This window comes from Streptomyces sp. 6N223 (genome assembly GCF_052246635.1).
Classification (GTDB): domain Bacteria; phylum Actinomycetota; class Actinomycetes; order Streptomycetales; family Streptomycetaceae; genus Streptomyces.
In genome coordinates this window covers 123,822-142,702 of record NZ_JBQQCA010000003.1, presented here as the reverse complement: position 1 = coordinate 142,702, position 18,881 = coordinate 123,822, and the positions used below count along the sequence as shown (strand labels likewise).

The 18,881-nt window shown below is 71.3% G+C and carries 17 protein-coding genes; 3 read left to right on the top strand and 14 right to left on the bottom strand.

From position 1 onward, the window contains the following. Positions 1-10 precede the first annotated feature (10 nt). Positions 11-1,375 (bottom strand): bagremycin/ferroverdin biosynthesis FAD-dependent oxygenase BagK/FevA1, encoded by a 1,365-nt coding sequence (gene bagK / locus ACTWQH_RS03625; RefSeq protein ID WP_443284815.1) that lies wholly within the window; start codon positions 1,373-1,375, stop codon positions 11-13. 92 nt (positions 1,376-1,467) lie between these two features. Further along, positions 1,468-1,920 carry a MarR family transcriptional regulator BagL/FevM gene (gene bagL / locus ACTWQH_RS03620; protein ID WP_443284814.1) on the bottom strand — a complete coding sequence of 151 codons (453 nt, stop codon included), beginning with the start codon at positions 1,918-1,920 and terminating at the stop codon, positions 1,468-1,470. Between the two features lie 57 nt (positions 1,921-1,977). Between bagL and bagM the strand changes: the two genes are divergently transcribed. Next, on the top strand, positions 1,978-2,625 hold the full coding sequence (gene bagM / locus ACTWQH_RS03615; protein ID WP_443284813.1) for a bagremycin/ferroverdin biosynthesis UbiX family decarboxylase BagM/FevK: 648 nt from the start codon (positions 1,978-1,980) through the stop codon (positions 2,623-2,625). Beyond that, entirely contained in the window at positions 2,622-4,103 is a 1,482-nt protein-coding gene (gene bagN, locus ACTWQH_RS03610; protein ID WP_443284812.1) for a bagremycin/ferroverdin biosynthesis UbiD family decarboxylase BagN/FevL, read from the top strand. The genes bagM and bagN overlap by 4 nt, the downstream gene beginning before the upstream one ends. Before the next feature lie 78 nt (positions 4,104-4,181). Here bagN and bagI read toward each other — a convergent pair whose 3' ends face one another. From bagI to bagA, 12 genes are all read right to left on the bottom strand, one after another. Beyond that, positions 4,182-5,126: an AfsR/SARP family transcriptional regulator BagI/FevR gene (bagI, locus tag ACTWQH_RS03605; RefSeq protein WP_443284811.1), complete on the bottom strand. Its 945-nt coding sequence runs from the start codon at positions 5,124-5,126 to the stop codon at positions 4,182-4,184. Between the two features lie 207 nt (positions 5,127-5,333). After that, positions 5,334-6,251 (bottom strand): bagremycin/ferroverdin biosynthesis o-aminophenol oxidase BagH/FevF, encoded by a 918-nt coding sequence (gene bagH, locus ACTWQH_RS03600; protein WP_443284810.1) that lies wholly within the window; start codon positions 6,249-6,251, stop codon positions 5,334-5,336. A 27-nt stretch (positions 6,252-6,278) separates the two neighbouring features. Further along, on the bottom strand, positions 6,279-6,644 hold the full coding sequence (locus ACTWQH_RS03595) for a tyrosinase family oxidase copper chaperone (protein WP_443284809.1): 366 nt from the start codon (positions 6,642-6,644) through the stop codon (positions 6,279-6,281). A 126-nt stretch (positions 6,645-6,770) separates the two neighbouring features. Further along, entirely contained in the window at positions 6,771-8,147 is a 1,377-nt protein-coding gene (bagG, locus tag ACTWQH_RS03590; RefSeq protein ID WP_443284808.1) for a bagremycin/ferroverdin biosynthesis FAD-dependent oxygenase BagG/FevA2, read from the bottom strand. Between the two features lie 129 nt (positions 8,148-8,276). Then, entirely contained in the window at positions 8,277-9,029 is a 753-nt protein-coding gene (locus ACTWQH_RS03585; protein WP_443284807.1) for a DUF6182 family protein, read from the bottom strand. Next, a complete protein-coding gene (locus tag ACTWQH_RS03580; protein ID WP_443284806.1) occupies positions 9,026-10,171 on the bottom strand; it encodes a hypothetical protein in 1,146 nt (381 codons plus the stop codon). Before ACTWQH_RS03580 ends, ACTWQH_RS03585 begins: the two co-directional genes overlap by 4 nt. A gap of 62 nt (positions 10,172-10,233) precedes the next feature. Continuing rightward, on the bottom strand, positions 10,234-11,100 hold the full coding sequence (locus ACTWQH_RS03575; protein WP_443284805.1) for a class I SAM-dependent methyltransferase: 867 nt from the start codon (positions 11,098-11,100) through the stop codon (positions 10,234-10,236). Continuing rightward, positions 11,097-12,836, bottom strand: a complete 1,740-nt coding sequence (locus ACTWQH_RS03570) for a GH3 family domain-containing protein (protein ID WP_443284804.1) — start codon at positions 12,834-12,836, stop codon at positions 11,097-11,099. The genes ACTWQH_RS03575 and ACTWQH_RS03570 overlap by 4 nt, the downstream gene beginning before the upstream one ends. Further along, entirely contained in the window at positions 12,833-13,462 is a 630-nt protein-coding gene (locus ACTWQH_RS03565; protein WP_443284803.1) for a hypothetical protein, read from the bottom strand. Before ACTWQH_RS03565 ends, ACTWQH_RS03570 begins: the two co-directional genes overlap by 4 nt. After that, positions 13,459-14,844 (bottom strand): class II 3-deoxy-7-phosphoheptulonate synthase, encoded by a 1,386-nt coding sequence (locus tag ACTWQH_RS03560; protein ID WP_443284802.1) that lies wholly within the window; start codon positions 14,842-14,844, stop codon positions 13,459-13,461. Before ACTWQH_RS03560 ends, ACTWQH_RS03565 begins: the two co-directional genes overlap by 4 nt. 153 nt (positions 14,845-14,997) lie before the next feature. Beyond that, on the bottom strand, positions 14,998-16,353 hold the full coding sequence (gene bagE / locus ACTWQH_RS03555; RefSeq protein ID WP_443284801.1) for a bagremycin/ferroverdin synthetase BagE/FevW: 1,356 nt from the start codon (positions 16,351-16,353) through the stop codon (positions 14,998-15,000). After that, positions 16,350-17,948: a bagremycin/ferroverdin biosynthesis tyrosine ammonia-lyase BagA/FevW gene (gene bagA, locus ACTWQH_RS03550; RefSeq protein WP_443284800.1), complete on the bottom strand. Its 1,599-nt coding sequence runs from the start codon at positions 17,946-17,948 to the stop codon at positions 16,350-16,352. The genes bagE and bagA overlap by 4 nt, the downstream gene beginning before the upstream one ends. 158 nt (positions 17,949-18,106) lie before the next feature. Between bagA and bagB the strand changes: the two genes are divergently transcribed. Continuing rightward, the gene (gene bagB / locus ACTWQH_RS03545; RefSeq protein WP_443284799.1) at positions 18,107-18,880 is read left to right on the top strand and encodes a bagremycin/ferroverdin biosynthesis DhnA-type aldolase BagB/FevI; all 774 of its coding nucleotides are present in this window, start codon (positions 18,107-18,109) and stop codon (positions 18,878-18,880) included. Position 18,881 lies beyond the last annotated feature (1 nt).

Sequence of the window (18,881 nt, the reverse complement as noted above, 5' to 3'; positions counted from 1 at the left end):
CTTCGGGTGCTCAGGAGCCCGCCGCGTGCGGCGGAATGTTGTGGTTGAACCGGAAGAGGTTGTCCGGGTCGTACCGGCGCTTGATCTCGCCCAGTCGCGCGTAGGTGGCCGGGCTGTAGCCCTGCTCGGCCAGCTGGGCGGTTTCCGGACCGGCGAGGAAGTTGAGATAGCTGCGGCCCGTGCCCCACCGCGCCATCCCGTCCACGACGAGCGCGGGGCTCGGGCCGGGCATCCCGAGCGTGGACAGGCAGAACGCGGCGTCCCGGTGGTCGACGGCGTTCGGTACCGCGGGCGGCCGGCTGAGCGCGCCGCCCAGGTGCCGCAGCTCGACCACGATGTCCGTGCAGTCGCTGCCGGGGCCGGCGAGGGAGAGCAGGTCGTCGGCGGCCTTCTCGTCCAGCTCCCGCAGCATGATCGAGCGCTCGTTGTAGGGGATCGGGAAGGTCGGGTCGTTGTGTATGTCGGCGAAGCGGGTGTAGGGCATCTCCGCGAGGGTGTCCACCATCGTCGGCGCGGTCTGCCGCAGCGGCTTGACCAGGCGTTCCGCTTCATCGACCGGACCCAGGTGAGCGATGCGCACGTGCGCCACGAGCCTGCCTCGCAGGAACTCCGGGATCGGCGGGATGTCCGGCATCCGGAGCAGCGCCAGCGAGGAGGACATCTCCTCCGGAACGGACGCGGTCCACAGCCGCCAGGCGTGCAGCACCTCGGCGGTCAGTTCGCCGGGGAAGAACAACCCGCCGCCGTAGAACCGCGGAACGGGCACGAGCCCGAACTCGATGGCCGTGACGACCCCGAAGTTGCCCTTGCCGCCGCGCAGCGCCCAGAACAGGTCGGTGTGCTGCTCCGGAGTGGCGTTGACCAGCCGTCCGTCGGCGGTGACGACGTCGATCGCGGTGACGTGGTCGGCGGCGAAGCCGTACGCGCGCGACAGCAGCGCCAGCCCGCCGCCGAGGGTGTAGCCGACCACACCGACGAGCGGTGAGGAACCGTTGAGGGGGGCGAGCCCGTGCTCGGCGGCCGCTTCGACGACCTGGTGCCACTGCGTTCCGGCCTCTGCCCTTGCAACCCGGGCGACGGGGTCGATCGCCACCGCGGCCATCCGGCGCGTGTTGATGAGCAGTCCGGCCCCGGCGGCAGCGGCCGAGGGGCCGTGGCCGGTCGCCTGGATCGCGATCGGCGTGCCGGTCTCGGCTCCGAAGGCGACGGCTTCCCGCACCTCGACCGCGTCGCGCACGCCGACGACGATCGGGGGCCGGTGCTCCACAACCTGGTTGAACCCCGCGACATCGGCCGCGTATCCGTCATCCCCGGGCTCCAGCACCGGGCAGGAGAGGCGCCCGGCGAGCCGCCACGCCGCTGCTGATGTGACCATGAATCAGCCCTCCAAGGCAGACCACTCAGATGCTGATCACCTTGACAGCGGCGGTCCCCGCGACCAATCCCTCCATTGAGGGGATGCGGGCGTCAGCGGTCGGGGTGCTCCGCCATGTCGCCCAGAGCGCGGAGCATCTCGACCAGGTGCCCGAGCTGGCGCTCGCCCAGCAGCTCCTCCACCCGCGCGTGCAGCTGACGGGCCTGCTCTCCCGCCGTGGCCAGCCGGTCCCGGCCGGTGTCGGTGAGCGCGACGATGCGGCGCCTGCGGTTGGCCGGGTCTGTCCGCCGGGTCACGAGGTGACGCGCCTCCAGGCGGTCCAGCAGCACGGTGAGCGTGGAACGGTCGATCGCGGTCATGGCGCCCAGCGCGGACTGGTCCATGCTGCCGTGGTCGTCCAGCACGAGCATCACCGCGAACTGCGGATTCGTCAGGTCGGGGAGGCGCTGCTGCCACAGCGCCGTCCATGCCTGCGCGGCCCGGCGGAGCTGATGTGGCAGCGCTTCTTCCAGCTTCGGCCGTGGTCGGGGGCTTGTGCTCGTCATGCCGGTCAGTATATTCAGTACAAGGATATTCCGTGTACGGAAGATTGGTGGGGCGCGATGCGGCTGATCGTGGGGATGACGGGTGCGACGGGCGCGGTGCTGGGCGTACGGCTGCTCACCGAGCTGCGCGGGAACCCGGAGGTGGAGACGCACCTGGTGCTCACCCGCTGGGCGCGCGCCACCGTGGAACTGGAGACCGGGTTGACGTCGCGCGAGGTGGCGGCGCTGGCGGACGTCACCTATTCCCCCGACGACCAGTCAGCGGCGATCTCCTCCGGCTCCTTCCGTACCGACGGCATGGTGATCATCCCGTGCAGCATGAAGACGCTGGCCGGCATCCGGGCCGGGTACGCCGAAGGGCTGGTGGCGCGCGCCGCTGACGTCACGCTCAAGGAGCGGCGCCGGATGGTCCTGGTGCCCCGGGAGACCCCGCTCAGTGAGATCCACCTGGAGAACATGCTCGCGCTGGCCCGCATGGGCGCCGCGATCGTGCCGCCGATGCCCGCCTTCTACAACCACCCCGGCACGGTGGACGACATCGTCGACCACGTCGTCGCCCGGGTCCTCGACCAGTTCGGAATCGAGGTTGCCGGAGCCCGGCGCTGGGAGGGCTTTCCGCGGGCCACGGCGGGCCGGCCACGGCCCGCGGCCGGCATCGCCCCGGTACATCACAACGGCATGGAACAAAGGAGCGTCAGTTCATGAACCCTCCCGTGACCCGGTTGAGCGACCTTCGCGGCTACCTCGACGCGCTGGAAGCTCTCGGCGACCTCACCCACATCACGCGGACAGTGAGCGCGGACCTGGAGGCCGCAGCGATCACCCGCCTGTCCTGCGAACGTCAGTCGCCTGCGCCGCTGTTCGAGAGCGTGGCGGGCGTCGCGCCCGGCTTCCGGCTGCTCGGCGCCCCCGCCGCGCTGAGTGCCGCCGCCGGAACGCCGCTGGCCCGGGTCGCCCTGTCCGTCGGGCTGCCCGCCGCGACCACCGCCGCCGAACTGGTGGAGCACCTGGTCCGCGCCCGCCACGCGGCGCCCGTGCCGCCCCAACGCGTCGGCCGCGACGAGGCGGCCTGCAAGCAGAACGTGCTGCTCGGCGACGACGCCACCCTCGACCGTTTCCCGGTGCCCCGCGTCCACGAGTTCGACGGCGGACGCTATCCCAACACCTGGGGGATCATCGTCGCGAAGACACCGGACGGCCGGTGGACCAACTGGTCCATCGCCCGGATCATGCTGATCGACGGCAAGCACATGACCGGCCTGGTGATACCGGCGCAGCACATCGGCATGGTCTGGCAGGAGTGGGCCGAACGCGGCGAGCCCATGCCGTACGCGCTGGTGCAGGGCGGAGACCCGGCGATCCCGTTCGTCGGAGGCATCCCACTGCCGAAGGGAGTCGACGAGGCCGGGTACATCGGGGCGCTGTACGGCGAGCCGATCGAGGTCGTCCCGTGCGAGACGGTGGACCTGGAGGTGCCGGCGAGCGCGGAGATCGTGATCGAGGGGCATCTGTCCGTCGGCCGCGACGCGCTGGAGGGGCCCTTCGGCGAGTTCGCCGGGTACGCCTCGACCGAGACCTCGATGCAGCCGGTGTACACGGTCGAGGCCATCACGCACCGGGACGACCCGATCTGGCCGTTGGTGGCCGAGGGCCGGCCGGTCGACGAGTTCCACACGGTGACCGGTGTCGGCCAGGCGGCCGAGGTCCTGGCGGAGCTGCGCGCCGCCGGTCTGCCGGTCACGACCGCCTGGTCACCCCTGCGCGCGGCGGCACACTGGATGGTCGTCACCGTCCCCGAGGACTGGCGGGACCGGCTGCCCGGTGTCAGCTCGGCCGAGCTCACTCACCGGATCGGCGACGTGCTCTCCGAATCCCACTCCGGCCGGGCCACGGCGGCCACCTTCGTGCTGGACGACGACATCAACCCCGCCGACGACACCGACCTGTTGTGGGCGCTGGCCACCCGCATCCACCCCCTCGACCGGGCGGAGGCGTGGCGCGGCTTCGTCCACCCCCTGCTGAACTGCTACACCGAAGAAGAGCGCGCCACCCAGACCGGACCGATCGTCTTCCATGACGGGCTCCTGCCCGCCCCGGGCAAGAACCGCGTCCCGCACAGCTCCTTCGCCCAGGCGTACCCGGCGGGGATCCGTCGCCGGGTCCTCGATCACTGGGACGACTGACGGGCAGGCCCGCGGCCCGCCCGGGAGCGGATCCGGATCCGGGCGGTGCCGCGATGTGAGGCCGCTGTGTGAGGCGGCTCAGGCCTCCGAATCCTCCTTCCACGAGTTCAGCCATAACAGCACCACCTGCCGGAGCGCGTCGCGCTCGATGCGGAGCACGTCGTTTTCCAGGCGCAGTTGCTCCAGCGGATCGCTGATGACGGCGCTCGGCGAGGCCTGTGCGAGGAGGGCGGACTTGCCCGGACGGCCCTTCTGCCCGCGTGAGGGAGGGGTTCGTGACGGGGGGACGTCGCGGGAAAAGGGGGCCGGCGAGGTGAGGTCGCCGACCAGGATCGACTGGTGCAGGGCGTGCAGGCTCTCCGCCGGTTCGATGCCGAGGTCCTCCGTGAACCGTCTTCTGATCTCGCGGAAGGTCTCCAGGGCGTCGGCCTGGCGACCCGCATGGCACAGCGCCAGCATCAGCTGGGCGCAGGCACGCTCCCGGAAGGGGTTCTCGGCGACGAAACCCGTCAGGTCGCCGATGATCTGCTGATGCCGGCCCAGCTTCACTGCCACGTCGAAGTACTCCTCGCTCACCATCAGTCGGTCCTCGTTGTATTTGACGGCCAGGGAGCCCAGCACCCTGCTGTCGAGCCCGGCCGCGACGGGGCCGCGCCACAGTGCGAGCGCGGACTTCAGCAGCCCTTCGGCGCGCTCCAGCTCGTTGTCACGGATCATGGCCCGTCCCTGGGTGACCAGCTTCTCGAACTGGAAGAGGTCAAGCGCGTCGTCGCTCACCCGGATGCGATAGCAGGAAGGATGCGTCTCGATCACGCTGTTGCGTTTGCACGCCCGGAGCAGGCGGCGAAGGCCGGAGACGCAGATGCGAACCTGCCCATGGGCGGACGCGGGAGGTTTGTCGTCCCACATCGCATCGACAAGCCGGTCGAGGCTGACCACCTGGTTCGACTGGAGCAGCAGCGTCGCCAGTAACTTCTGTCTTCGGATTCCGCCGATTTCGATCTGCTCGTCCCCGTCGGTCACCAGCAGCGGGCCAAGAATTCGGAAGGTGTAACTCTCACGCAAATCTGATTACCCCCCATGTAATGACGTGCGCGGAAGAGTGTCGGGTCAAAACACTCGATAGGTCAATAGAGTTGCCATCGGCATCAGGGAAACACCGATGGCAACCGAATCATGCAACCTAAGGACTGTCGTGCGGCAGTTCGTCTCCTGGACCCCGAGGGCTTCCTACTCGTAGCGGTAGAACTGGGTGTGATCCAGCAGATCAGCGGGGGTCATGGTGTTCCAGGGCGGGAGCTTGGTGTGCAGCGACGGGACCTCCGGGTGTTCGGTCTCGGGAAGGTAGTGCGGAACGTCCGGGTGCGTCTCCTGCCAGACCGACCAGAGCTTGTCGATGAAGCAGTGGTGCAGGAAGAAGATGGGGTCGTTCGGCGATCCGATGTACAGCATGTGACCGCCCACCCACGTGTGGCCGGCGCCGTGCAGCTTCCCGAGCTCCGCCTCATAGGGGAACTTCGCGTATCCCTCGAAGTGGTTGCGCATGGACTGCGGCTCGGAGTCGTAGCCGGAGGTGTAGCTGTACGGCGGCGTGTCGTAGGTCGTGAGCGCGAGGGTGTCCTCCAGCTCCTTGGTCGTCGGCAGGTTGGGATTCACGGTGGTCATGTCGCGGACGAGGAAGTCCCGGTCGTCCGTCGTGTAGTGGCCGTTGAACGCCGGGTGCTCCTCGCCGACCGGCACCACGCTGACGTTGAGCCTCCAGCCGTTGCAGCGGGCGAAGGGGCCGGTCATGACCTGCCGGTCACCGGGCCGTCCGTTCCCGCCCATGAAGTCGTCCGCCCACAGCGGCGAGTCCATGCTCTGGTCCTGCGTCCAGTCCCAGTAAGGGACGGTGACGGAGGGATCGACCCGCTGGAGTGCCTCTTCGAGTTCCAGCAGGTACTGGCGGTGCCACGGGAACAGGCCCGGGCTCATGTGGCCCCAGCGCTTGCCCCCGTCCTTGGCCAGGTAGTCGCCCGAGTTGATCTCGATGTGGATCCGGACCAGCTCGTCGTAGACGCCCTGCTCCTTGATCGTGCGCATCGCGCGGACGAAGCGTCTCTTCTCCTCGCCGGTCATGTCGAGATGGTTCTTCCGGACGTGAACCATGAGGAACTCCTTTCTCTCGGCGGTCGGTCAGGCGTGGTGGTGGGTGCCGCTCGGGAGCAGTTGGGCGCCGCGCAGCTCGTCGACGGCCTGGCGGCCGGCGGCCAGCGGGGTGGGCACCATCCGGTAGTGGCACATCGCGCTGAGGTAGGCGCCCTCGCCCATCTTCATGAGGTGCAGCGGCTGGCCGTCGATGTGCACCGTCTCGTCGGTCTCGGACACGGTGATCGTGCGCCCCTTGTACGTTTCGGTGTACACGCCCTCGCGCTGGGCGGACTGCGGGTCGTGGACCTGGCCGGGGGCGTCACCCGGGCGGTCGGCCGCGTATACGGCGGCGGGCACGGCCGCGGCGGCGGCAACGCCCGCCGCGCCCTTCATCACATTGCGTCGTTTCATTGAGGTCCTCCTGACTCGACACCTGAGGGGTCAAAGATCGTGGGTCCCACTACAGCTTGAGAGCGGGGCGTATCGACGGGATATCGCGGGCCCGATCACGGCCGCGCGCACGGGCTCCTCCGCACGTCAGGCCGTCGGCCGGCGTGGCGCGATGTTGTGGTTGAACCGGAAGAGGTTGTCCGGGTCCACCTGGGCCTTGATCCCGGCCAGCCGGGCGTAGGTGGCCGGCTCGTAGCCGGCCTCGGCGAGATCCGCCGTGTCCGGGCCGGCCAGGAAGTTGAGGAAGCGGCGCCCGGTGCCCCACGGCGCCATGCCGTCCACGACCAGCGGGGGGCGGCCGTCGGGCAGCGAGACGGTCGCCAGCGCGAAGGCCGCGTCCCGGTGGTCAACGGCGTTGGGCACCTCGGGCGGGCGGCCGACCGCGCCGCCGAGCTGCCACAGCTCGACGACGGGATCGATGCAGTCGGCCCCCGGCCCGGCCAGCTGAAGCAGCCTGTCGGCCGTCGCCTCGTCGAGCTCGCGGAGCATCATCGATCGCTGGTGGTACGGAATCGGCTCGGTCGGGTACGTGTAGATCTCCCCGGACCCGGTGTACGGAATCTCGGCCAGGGTGTCGGCGATCAGCGGGCCCGACGCCCGCAGCGGCGCGAGCAGCGACTCCCCGTCCTGGGCGGAGCCGATGTAGGCGACGCGGACGTGCACGGTCATCCGGCCGCGCAGCAGGTCCGGGATCGGCTCGTCGTCCGGGTACCGCAGCAGCGCCAGCGACGAGGTGAGTTCCTCCGGCACGGACGCGGTCCACGTGCGCCAGGCGTGCAGCACCTCCGCGGCCGCCTCGCCCGCGAAGAACAACCCGCCGCCGTAGAGCCGCGGCACCGGCATCAGCTCGAACTCCAGGGCGGTGACGACGCCGAAGTTGCCCTTGCCGCCGCGCACGGCCCAGAACAGGTCGGTGTCGCGGTCCGCGGTGGCCCGGTGCGACCGCCCGTCGGCGGTGACGATGTCGACGGCGGTGACCCGGTCCGCGGCGTAGCCGTACTTGCGCGCCATCAGCCCGAGCCCGCCGCCGAGGGTGTATCCGATCACTCCGGTGAGCGGGGAGGACCCGCTGAGGGGCGCGAGGCCGTGCGCCGCGGCCGCGGAGATCACCTCGGACCACTGGGTGCCGCCCTCGACCCTGGCGATCCTCGCGACCGGGTCGATCACCACGCCCCGCAGCCGGCGGGTGCTGATCAGCAGCCCGCCGGTCGCGGCGGTGGACGGGCCCTGACCGGTGGCCTGGACCGAGATCGGCAGCCGCCGGGCGGCGGCGTACGCCACGGCCTCGCGCACGTCGGCGGCTCCGTCCACGACCGCGATCACGTCAGGGTCGTGCTCGGTGATCAGGTTGAACCCGTCCAGTTCCAGGGCGAAGGCGTCTTCTCCGGGTCGCAGGACCTGTCCACCAAGCCGTCCGGCCAGTTCCGCCGCCGCTGGGTTGGCGATGCTCTTGCCTGTCGTCATCAGTGCTCCCAGGCCCATCTCGTGTGTGTCGGGACGCGTAAGGACTCTGCCAACGGGAGGGCGCCGCTGCCCATCCCTCGTTTGAGGCGGATGCCGGTGGCGGCGGTGAACGGTTGGATCTTCGGCACGTCAGTTCTCCCGCGTCAGTCCGGCGTACGCCCGGAGTTCGTGGGGGCGGTGGCGGTCGGTGTCCACGCGCAGGGCGGCGTAGGGCGTGGGCAGGGAGTACAGGCGTGGCACGGAGCGCAGCGTCAGCCGGTCTCCCGGGCCGACCGTGCCGTCGATGACCGCCTCGGCGAGGAGGTGCCCGAGCTGGACCAGCGCGTCGGCCACCGTGAGGTGCGCCGTGGCGAGGTACAGGTCGCGGTGGACGGGCCGGCGGTCGTGGCGCCCGGCGGGGGAGGCGCCCGTGCGGGGTATGCCGACGGTGGTGGGACGCCAGGCGGTGAGGGGACGCCGTCCGCTGAACGTTCTGAGCAGCCTGCGCAGTCCGGTCGTGGCGTCGTCCGGCAGCGGGCCGGCCCAGGCGGCGGACCCGTCGCCGGCGATGTGCGTGAAGGCGAACCGCTCACACAGGTTGCCGGGACGGCCGGCCAGGTAGCGGGTGCGGGTGAAGGAGCGACGCCAGGCGTCGGCCTGCTCCGGACGCAGGGAGAGAGCGAACGCGCAGGCCTCCCGCACCCATGAGGTGAGGCGGACGTCGCGGACGACGGCGACGGCCGACACCTCGTCGGCACGGCCGGCGGCGTCGGCCTGGATCTCCCGCTTCGCCGCGAGAAGGGAGCGCGGGGTGGTCAGGTTCTCGCAGGCGGAGAGGTCGGGGCGGGCCGCCCTGAGGCGTTCGGCGGCGACGCTGAGCAGCAGGTCAGGGCCGAGGGTCATAGGTACACCGTGGAGAGCAGGTCGCGGTCGATGGTTCGGCGGGCACGGCCCAGCAGGGACGAGGTGAGCCGGTAGGGATCGACGTGGGTGTGGCCGCGCCGGTGCCGGCGCAGTTCGTCCAGCAGCGCCTGGCCGCCCGGCCGGCGCTCCGTCGCCCGGTGCAGCAGCCGCCGGGCCCGGTCCAGGCTCTTGTGCAGCAGGTCCGCGCGGAACGACTGTGCCTGTCCGGGTCCGAGGACGGCGACGAAGTACAGCCGCAGCCCGAGGTGGCGCGCGTCCGCGTCGCCGTCGGAGCCGAGGGTCCTGAGCAGGGCGCCCGCCGTGTGGGCGTGCCACCCGCCGTGCCGCGCGGATGTGATCTTCCCGTCGATGGGCACGCGGCCGACCGGGACGCGGTGCACCAGCGGGCCCAGGCGCGTCAGCGTTCGCTCCAGCAGCTGGTAGTCCGCGCTCAGCTCGGTGTCGTGCAGGAGCACGACCTCGTCGTACGCGGGCGCCAGCGGGAGCAGTTCCCTGAGCGCCAGGGCGAGGTAGTTCGGGCGCCCGTCGGCCGTCACGATCTGCCGCAGCGGCAGGCCGAACCGCGTGGCGTCCAGGTACACCGGGCCGCCGCTGGCCCGCTGGTCGAGGCCCATGTCCATGGCGACGAGCCGCTCGATCGCCTCCTCCAGGCCGATGCCGATGCCGGGTGGATGACGGGCCAGCAGACCGGGGTCGTGCAGGCCGAGCCGGGCGTAGTGCCCGGTCCACAGCCGCAGCACGCGTTCACTCGCCGGGTGCACCCAGCCGTTGCTCTCGACCTCGTGTGCGTAGGGCCGCAACGCCTCGGCCGGTGGGGGTGTGTCCTTCCGGAACAGGACGTACAGCTCGCCGACCTCCTCCTCGGAGAGCGAGGAGTAGGGCAGCTCTCCCTGGGTGCGGTCCAGGAACTCCCAGAAGCCGAGGGTCTGTTCGGTGAGGTGGTAGGTCGCGGGGCGGTAGAGATAGGTCACGTCCGCCAGGGCGGCGGTGGCCCGGAACATGACGTCCGTCCACAGCAGGCCCTTGAGGTGACTGGGCGTCAGCGGCTTGGCCGGGGTGATCGTCACGGGTGCCAGCAGCACCTTGCGACGGCCCGCCGCCGGACGGTCCGGTGGGGTCATGCGCGCACCTCGCCGCGCACGGTGGCGTCCAGCGCTGCCGCCCACCACGACGACGGGGCGCGTCACCTGCGTCGACCCCGCACGAAGAACACCCGCCGCACGTCCCGGACGGCACGGTCGGGGACCGGATCCGGCCAGCGGCCGAAGCCGGCCCCGGGCTCGCCGGGCTGGACCGCGGCCACCTCGAAGCCGTGCCGCCCGAAGAGCGCCTCGGGCTCGTCGCTGCCGAACAGCCAGGGGCAGCCCCAGCGCGCGAAGACGTCCAGGAGGGGGCGCATGGCCGGGAGGGTGAGGGCCGCGGCGTTGACGAGGTCGGCGGCGATGCGGCTGCCCGGAGCACAACACGCGGCGACCCGTTCCAGCAGGCGGTGGACGTCCGGTTCGGGGAGGTAGTACAGCAGCCCTTCGAGGAGCCAGGTGGACGGCGACCCCGGGTCGTATCCGGAGGCGAGGAGCCGGTCCTCCCAGTCGTCCGCGGTGAGATCGACGGCGACGGTGACGCGGTCCACCCGCGGCGCGACGCCGCGCAGCCGCTCCGCCTTGAACGCGAGCACCGCCGGCCGGTCGACCTCGAAGTACCGCAGACGGTCCGGCCAGGGCAGCCGGTAGGCACGGGAGTCCATGCCGGCCGGGGCCACGACGAGCTGGGTCATCTCCCTGTCCCGCACGGCCTCTTGGAGGAGGTCGTCGAAGAACCTGGTCCTGATCGCGTTGTAGTCCGGGGTGCTGGGCAGATTCCGCAGCCGGTCCGGAGGGAAGGTCGCGTCCCGGATCTCCGCCAGGAGCCGGGGGCCGGCGTCTCCGGTCAGGGCGGCCGCGTACGGGTCCGTGTAGAGCCGGTCGTCCCGCCGGCTCTCGGCGGCGCGGAGGGCGGCGGTGAGCAGGGCGGTCTTCTCCACGGGGTCCGCGGGGTCCAGAACGTGCGTCATGCTCCTTCTCCTCGTCTTGCGTGGGGTGCGTCGGGTGCGCCGAGTGCGTCGGACGCGGCGATCAACCGCCGCCACTGGCTCTCCTCCTGCCGGAACAGGCGGTCCTTGACCTGGGTGGGGCGGACGCCGTCCGCCACGCGCGCATGCCACTCGCGCTGGAAGGCGTCGGCGTGAAGCAGCCGCGCCGTGGCGGCGCCGAGCCGTCGCTCCCGCCGGGCCCGGGCATATCCGGGGGACTCGGCGGCCAGCGCCGCGTCGAGCAGCGCGGCGAACCGCTCGGTCTCGGCCCCCAGCCACGGGGTCTCCGGGGCAACCGCGAAGACGTACCGGGGCGCCCGCCCCGCCGCTTCCGCCTTCTCCTCCTCGACCCGGCAGGCCACGTTGCGCAGGGCGAGGCCGGTGGCGGCCAGCGCCCCCGCAAGGGCCCGCACCACATGGGCCTCGCGCAGTCGTTCCCCGGCCGCGTCCGAGCGGGTGGAACGCCCCGCGTACGTCACGCGCGGCACGCCCCCGACGCGGTCCACCACGCGGACGACGTCGCCGACGGCGTACCGGTACAGGCCCCCGACATGGCTGAAGACCACGTGGTAGTCACGGTGCGGTTCGAGGTCCTCCGGCAGGAGAGTCCCGGTCCCCGGTTCGAGATCCTCCTCGGCGTCCACGAACTCGTACACGGAGGCGGAGGGGACGAGGCTGCCCGCGGCGGGGTGCCGGTCCAGCGGCACCGCCACGGGACCCTCCGACGCGGCCACCGGCGCGGGCAGGAGGCCGACGCCGGCCCCGAACCGCTCGCGCAGCGCCGGCAGGTACAGGGATGCCACGCCTGTCGTCCAGCCGAACAGCGCGCGGACACGCGGCCAGACGTGGGCGGGGGACACCTGCCCGAAGTAGTCGGCCAGCGACTCCAGCCGGGCGGCGCGCTCCGGGTCACCGGCGCCGTAGGGCACGCCCCCCAGGGTCCCGTCGCGCACCTCCTTGACGATGCGCTCCCACCACACGTCCAGCTGATAGGGAACGGCCGCGAGCATGGCGGGATTGATGCCGATGAAGCCCCGCACATCGCTCGCCACCGCCAGCCGCAGCCGCAGGTACATCTTCTCCAGGTGGTCGTCGGGCGCGACGTCCACGGGCAGGACGGCCCACTCGGCGGCGGTGCCCAGCTCGGCCGAGAGCGGTTCGCCGAACGCCGCGCCGAAGTCCACCTGGCTGGCCCCGGCGTGGGGACGCCCGCTGGCCGTGACCGGGGGAGCGGTGAGCGGATCGTGCTTGAGGTTGAGCACGGCGTCCGGCCGCTCGGTGAGCTCCGGGAAGCATTCGATCAGCGGCGCCCAGGCCGCGTAGTAGAAGGGGAGGAAGACGGACCTCATGAAGCGGCGCGTGACCGGGATCTTCTTGTGCGCTCCGGTGCTTCCGCTGCTGGTGAAGTACACGACCGGCGCGTCCGCGGTGAGCACGTTCGACTCCCCGGCCGCCATGCGTTCGATCAGCGGGGCGTGCGCGGCGTAGTCCTGGATGGGCACCGCCGCCCGGTAGTCCCGCAGGGTGCGGATCGCGGCGAAGCCGTGACGCCGCCCGAACTCGGTACCGCCGTTGAAGTCCAGCAGGTCGGCCAGCACGCGCCGTTGCCGCTCCGCCATGCCGGCGAGGTCCGCGCGCAGGCGCGCCCGCTCGGCGAACACCCGCTCCCGGTAGCGGCCGGCGTGGCCGGGGGCGCCCCAGCCCTGGGTCCCGCTCATGCCGCGAGCACCTCCCGCACGGCGGCGGCGGTCGCGGCCGTGCCGGGACGCTCCTCGACAACCGTGACGGGCAGCCGTCCCGTCTCCTCCAGCATCAGCTTCCCGAGGTTCGTCTGATAGCTCTCGAAGCCGAGCCACGCGGGCCGGGGGCCGAAGTACTCCAGGGGGTTGAGCCGTGCACCCCGTCCCGAACGCCGCCAAGCGGTCTCGGGCGAGACGTCCAGGTAGATCACCTCGCGCGGTTGCGGAAAGGACCGCCACCAGGCGTACAGGGGATGCTCGTCGAGCCCGGCGAGCCGGCACTTGGCGAGGATCTTGTAGTAGTAGGAGTCCATCAGGACCGGCACCCCCGGCTCCTGCCGTTCGAGCTGGTCCCGCAGGTACACGACCGCGGCCCCCAGCAGTTCCGCGAGGAAGTCGGGGGAGTACGCGGTGCCCAGGCCCGGCAGGACGTCCTTCACGACCATCCGGCGCAGCCGGGTGACCAGACCGTGTTCCCCGGCCACGAGGTCGTCGTCGGTGGACACCGTCTGCCAGCCGGGCAGCGCTGACGCCATCTCCGCCATCACGGACGACTTCCCGGCGCGGTCGGGCCCCAGCAGCACGTAGAACGGACGGTCCGTCACTGGTCTCTCTCCTCTCTCTCTTCCCGCTCCTTGACGGGGCGGTACAGCTCGGCGACGAGGAAGGCCAGGTCGAGGGACTGGCTGTGGTTCAGGCGCGGGTCGCAGGCCGTCTCGTAGCGCTGGTGCAGGTCGTGGACGAAGATCTCGTCGCCGCCGCCCAGGCACTCGGTCACGTCGTCGCCGGTCAGCTCCACGTGGATGCCGCCCGGGTGGGTGCCCAGCTCCCTGTGGACCTGGAAGAAGCCCGTGACCTCGTCGAGCACGTCGTCGAAGCGGCGGGTCTTGTGGCCCGAGGCCGCCTCGAACGTGTTGCCGTGCATGGGGTCGGTCACCCAGGCCACCACCGCGCCCGAGGCCTTGACCTTCTCCACCAGCTCCGGCAGCCGGTCGCGGATCCTGTCCGCGCCCATGCGGACGACGAAGGTCAGCCGGCCCGGCTCCCCGTCCGGGTCCAGGCGCTCGACGTACCGCAGCGCCTCCTCGGCCGTTGCCGTGGGCCCCAGCTTGATGCCGATCGGGTTGCGGATCTTCGAGACGAACTCGACATGCGCGCCGTCCAGCCGCCGGGTGCGCTCGCCGATCCACACCATGTGCCCGGAGACGTCGTAGAGCCGCCCGGTGCGCGAGTCCACCCGGGTGAGCGCCGACTCGTAGTCGAGCAGCAGCGCTTCGTGCGAGGAGTAGAACTCCACCGTCCTGAACTCCTCCAGGTCGGCCCCGCATGCGCGCATGAAGTCCAGCGCGCTCGCGATCTCACGAGCCAGCCGCTCGTAGCGCTGCCCGGACGGCGACGACTTCACGAAGTCCTGGTTCCAGGCGTGCACCTGGCGCAGATCGGCGTAGCCGCCGGTGGTGAAGGCGCGCACCAGGTTCAGCGTGGCGGCCGAAGCGTGGTACATGCGCCTCAGCCGCTCAGGGTCCGGTACGCGGGCCCCGGGCGTGAACGCGGAGCCGTTGACCGCGTCGCCCCGGTACGCCGGCAGGGTCACCCCGGCGCGGGTCTCGGTCGGCTTCGAGCGCGGCTTGGCGTACTGGCCGGCGATCCGGCCCACCTTCACCACCGGCACCGACGCGGCGTAGGTCAGCACCGCTCCCATCTGGAGCAGCGTCTTGAGCTTGGTGCGGACGTGGTCGGCCGACACCGCGTCGAACGACTCGGCGCAGTCGCCGCCCTGGAGCAGGAACGCCTCTCCCCTGGCGACGGCCGCCATCCGGGCGCGCAGCTGGTCACACTCGCCGGCGAAGACGAGCGGGGGATACGACGCGAGGTCCGCGACGACCGCGCGCAGGGCCTCGGGGTCGGGGTACTCGGGCTGCTGCGCCGCCGGCAGGCCTCGCCAGCTGAGTCGGCCCAGCACCGGGCTGTCCGGACAGGCATGCATGACGAACTCTCCTGTGATCTGTGGGCCGGGGCGGCGAACACGAACCCGCGCACGGGAACGCGTCGCCCGCGCCCGTGGGGTCGGGGGCGTCGGCGCGGACCGCGGCGACGGCTCCCTGGCCCCACGGGCGGCTCCTCCTCCTGCGGCGGCGCGTCAGCCCCGGAGAATGGCGTGCTCCCAGTCCTCGTCGGGCCCGAAGAGCTTGCGGGGCTTCATGGCGTCCAGCCGCTGCGCCAGCAGCCGGCTCGGCACGAGCGTGCCTTCCGGGACGGCGCTCACCGCGCAGCGCACCCCGAGCTCCGCCTCGATGGACGCGGCGAGCGACGCGCTGGCTTCCCCGCCGGTCTCGCCGGGCACCTCGATCTGGACGACGAGACGGTCCTGCTCGGCCCTGGCTCGCCAGAACAGCACGCCGTGGTCGGCCGGGAGCCGGTAGACGTGCTCCTCCACCTGGATCTGCCCCAGCCGCCTCCCGCCGACCGTGTAGCCCTGGCCGAGCCTGCCGAGTACCTGCACCGTCGGCAGCTTCCAGCCGCAGGGGCAGTCCTCGTACTGCAGGTCCACCACGTCCTCGAGGTTGTAGCGCAGCAGCGGCATCGCCTCTCGGTACAGCGGGGTGATGACCAGCTGCCCGGTGCCCTCGGCGGCGATGTCGCCGGTGGCCGGGTTGTAGATCTCCGGCAGCACCCGGTCGGCCCAGAAGTGCATCCGGCCCTGCGGGCAGTCGCTGGCCAGCGGGCCGACCTCGGTACAGCCGTACTCCTCGATGACCGGCGCCGACAGGATCTCCTCGATGCGGCGGCGGCGCGCGCTGCTCGTCGGCTCGCCCGCCACGTACAGCGCACGCAGCGCGGGGAAGGAGCCGTCGTAGCCCGCGGCCCTGGCCGCCGCGACCCAGATCAGGCTCTCGCTCGGCGTGGACCAGGTCAGCGTCACGTCGAGGTCGCGCAGGAGGCGCACCACCCGCGAGTAGGGGACCGCGAGCGAGCGGCAGTCACCCGGGACGACGGTCGCGCCGCTCCGCATGGCGGCCCAGTGGGCCATGTGCCCGGCGAGCACCAGCCCGTACGGGATGCGCACGAGCAGGGTGTCCTCGGGGCCGATCGGGACGCTCTTGCGGATGAACCGGTCGGCCAGATCCGTCCACTCCGCTTCGGTGAAGTAGGCGGGGGTGGGGTTGCCGGTGCTTCCGCTGGACTCGTGGTAGGTGGCCAGGCGTTCCCTGGGCACGCCGAGCATGCCGAAGGGGTAGCTGTCGCGCAGGTCCCGCTTCTGGGTGAGGCCGACCGTGGCGAGGCTCTGCCCGGGCTCCAGGCGCTTCTCGTAGAACGGCGAATTGCGGGCGTGACGGACCATGGGCGCGATCCGCTCCTCCTGGAGCGCGCGCAGCGTCTCGAAGCTCGTCCAGTCACCGATGGCCGGGAGTCCGCTGCTGCCCGGTCCGCTGGTGCCCGGTCCGCCGCCGACCGTTCCGCCGCCGACCAGCCCGGTGTTCAGGGAGACGGTCACAGGGCGGCTCCGATCCCCGCGGCCTCGGTGAGCGCGCCCGAGGAGATCATCGCGACGACCGCGGCGATGTCGCCGTCCATCTGCCGGTCCTTGGCGGCGAAGGCGACCTCCTTCCTCACGCGGGCGTGCACGGCCCTGGTGCGGGGGCTCATCTGGTCGACGCCGCGCAGCTCGACGGCCTGGCACGCGGCGATGAGGTGGATGGCCGCGACCTCACGGGTCAGCTCGATGATGGTGCGGGCGTCCCGCGCCGCGATCGGGGCCATGCTGACCTTGTCCTGGTTGTGCGCCTCGGTCGAGCGGGAGAACGTGCTGACCGGGCCCGCGGTCTTGAGCGCCTCGGCGGTGAGCGCCGAGCACGCGATCTGCATGCCCTTGAAGCCGTGCTGGAGCCCGGCCTCGATGTCGTCGTCGTTCACCGGGGCGATGAGGTTCGGGGTGAGGCCGTTGTTGAACTTCTCGTCCACGAGGAGCGCGAGCTGCCGGTCGAGCAGGTCGGCGATCCCGGCGACGGCCGTCTTCAACGAGTCCATCCCGGCGACGACATGCCCCCCGTAGAAGTTGCCGCCGCTGTACACGCTGCCCGTGGACGGATCGAAGAGCGGGTTGTCGCTGGAGGAGTTGATCTCCACCGTCATCCACTCGCGGAGCCAGCCGAGCGTGTCCCGCAGCACGCCCGTGACGTGCGGGGCGCAACGCAGCGAGTAGCGGTCCTGGATGCTGCGAGTCAGCTTCTGATAGTGGCGGCCGTCGAGAGGGTCGTTGAGGTCCACGACCTGGTCGTAGGTCATGGCGAGAGCGGACCCGTCGAGCAGGTCGTGGACGAGCCCGGCGCTGGCGCGCTGGCCGTCGTGCGGCTTCTCGTCGTGGATGAACGGCGCGTAGTGGCCCCGGTTGCCGAGCATGCCCTCACTGGCCATGGCGGTGCAGATGTCGGCCACCGCGGCGATCTCCGCCGCCGCCTCGGTGTTCAGGGCGGCGAGGGCGGCGCTGAACGACGTGCCGTTGATCAGGGCGAGCCCGTCCTTGGCCTCCAGCATCACGGGCCTGAGCCCCAGCTCGGACAGCACGTCCGCGGCCTCGCGCGTCTCGCCGCGGTACCGCACCTTTCCCTCGCCCGTCAGCGCGTACGCGAGATAGCACAGCGGGACGAGGTCCCCGCTGGCGCCGACCGAGCCGCGCTCGGGAATGGCCGGCAGCACGTCGTGCCGGAGGAAGTCGAGGAGCCGTTCCACGACGGGGAAGCTGACGCCGGAGTTGCCTCGGACGAGGCAGTTGGCGCGGATCAGCAGGGTGGCTCGCACGGCCTCGTCAGAGGCCATCGGGCCGGTTCCGTTCAGGTGGTAGCGGATCAGTTCGCTCTGGAGACGCGCGGTTTTCTCCGGGGATATCTGCCGGTTGACGCTGTCGCCGAAACCCGTGGTCACGCCGTAAATGGGCTTTCCGGTCTTCAGGATCTCCAGCTTCAGGTTCCGCGAACCGTTCATCGCCTTCAACGCGTCCTCGGAGACCGAGATCTCCGAACCTCCGCGGGACGCGGTGGCCACGACCTGGCCGATGCTCAGGTCATGCCCGTCAATCGTAATGGTCGTCACGTGTGGACACCTTTCTCAGCCGGTTGTCCACGAGTCTTGTTCGCGGATGTTTCTCGCCGATATCCGTGCTCGGCGGCGCGTGATATCCAGATGAGTTCCGGAAGATGTCTGCCCTCTTCAGGATTGCTTCAAGACCGGCACGGAGGGAGTGGAAACCCATGATTTCCAACGGCGCGTTCGGCAGGCGACTCCGGCTGCGGCGCCTCTACCGGAACGACTCCGGGCGGCTTCTCATCGTGCCGCTGGACCACTCGGTGACCCAGGGACCGATCACCGGCGCCGAAGGACTCGACGCGCTCGTGGGTCAGCTGGCCACCAGCAGGGTGGACGCGATCGTCCTGCACAAGGGCAGCCTCCGTCACGTCGATCCCGCGTGGTTCCGCCAGACCGCGCTCATCGTCCACCTGAGCGCCAGCACGGTGCACGCCCCCGACCCGGACGCCAAGTACCTCGTGGCCGGCGTCGAGGAGAGCCTGCGGCTGGGGGCGGACGCGGTGAGCGTGCACGTCAACCTGGGGGCGGCCGGCGAGCAGCGGCAGATCTCCGACCTGGCCGCGGTCGCCGACGCCTGCGACCGGTGGAACGTCCCGCTGCTGGCGATGATGTATCCGCGCGGTCCGAAGATCAGCGATCCGCACGACCCGGCGCTGGTCGCGCACGCGGTGACGCTGGCCGCCGACCTCGGGGCCGACCTGGTGAAGACGCCTTATGTCGGCTCGGTCGCGGAGATGAAGGAGATCGCCGCCACAGCACCCGTCCCGATCGTCACGGTCGGCGGCCCGCGGAACGACGACGAGGGCCAGGTGATGGCCTACGTCACCGAGGCGCTGAGCTCGGGCGTCGCGGGCGTGGCCATGGGGCGCAACGTCTTCGAGGCACCCGACCCCGGCGCCATGGCCGCGAAGCTGGCCGACCTCATCCACAGTGAGTGAT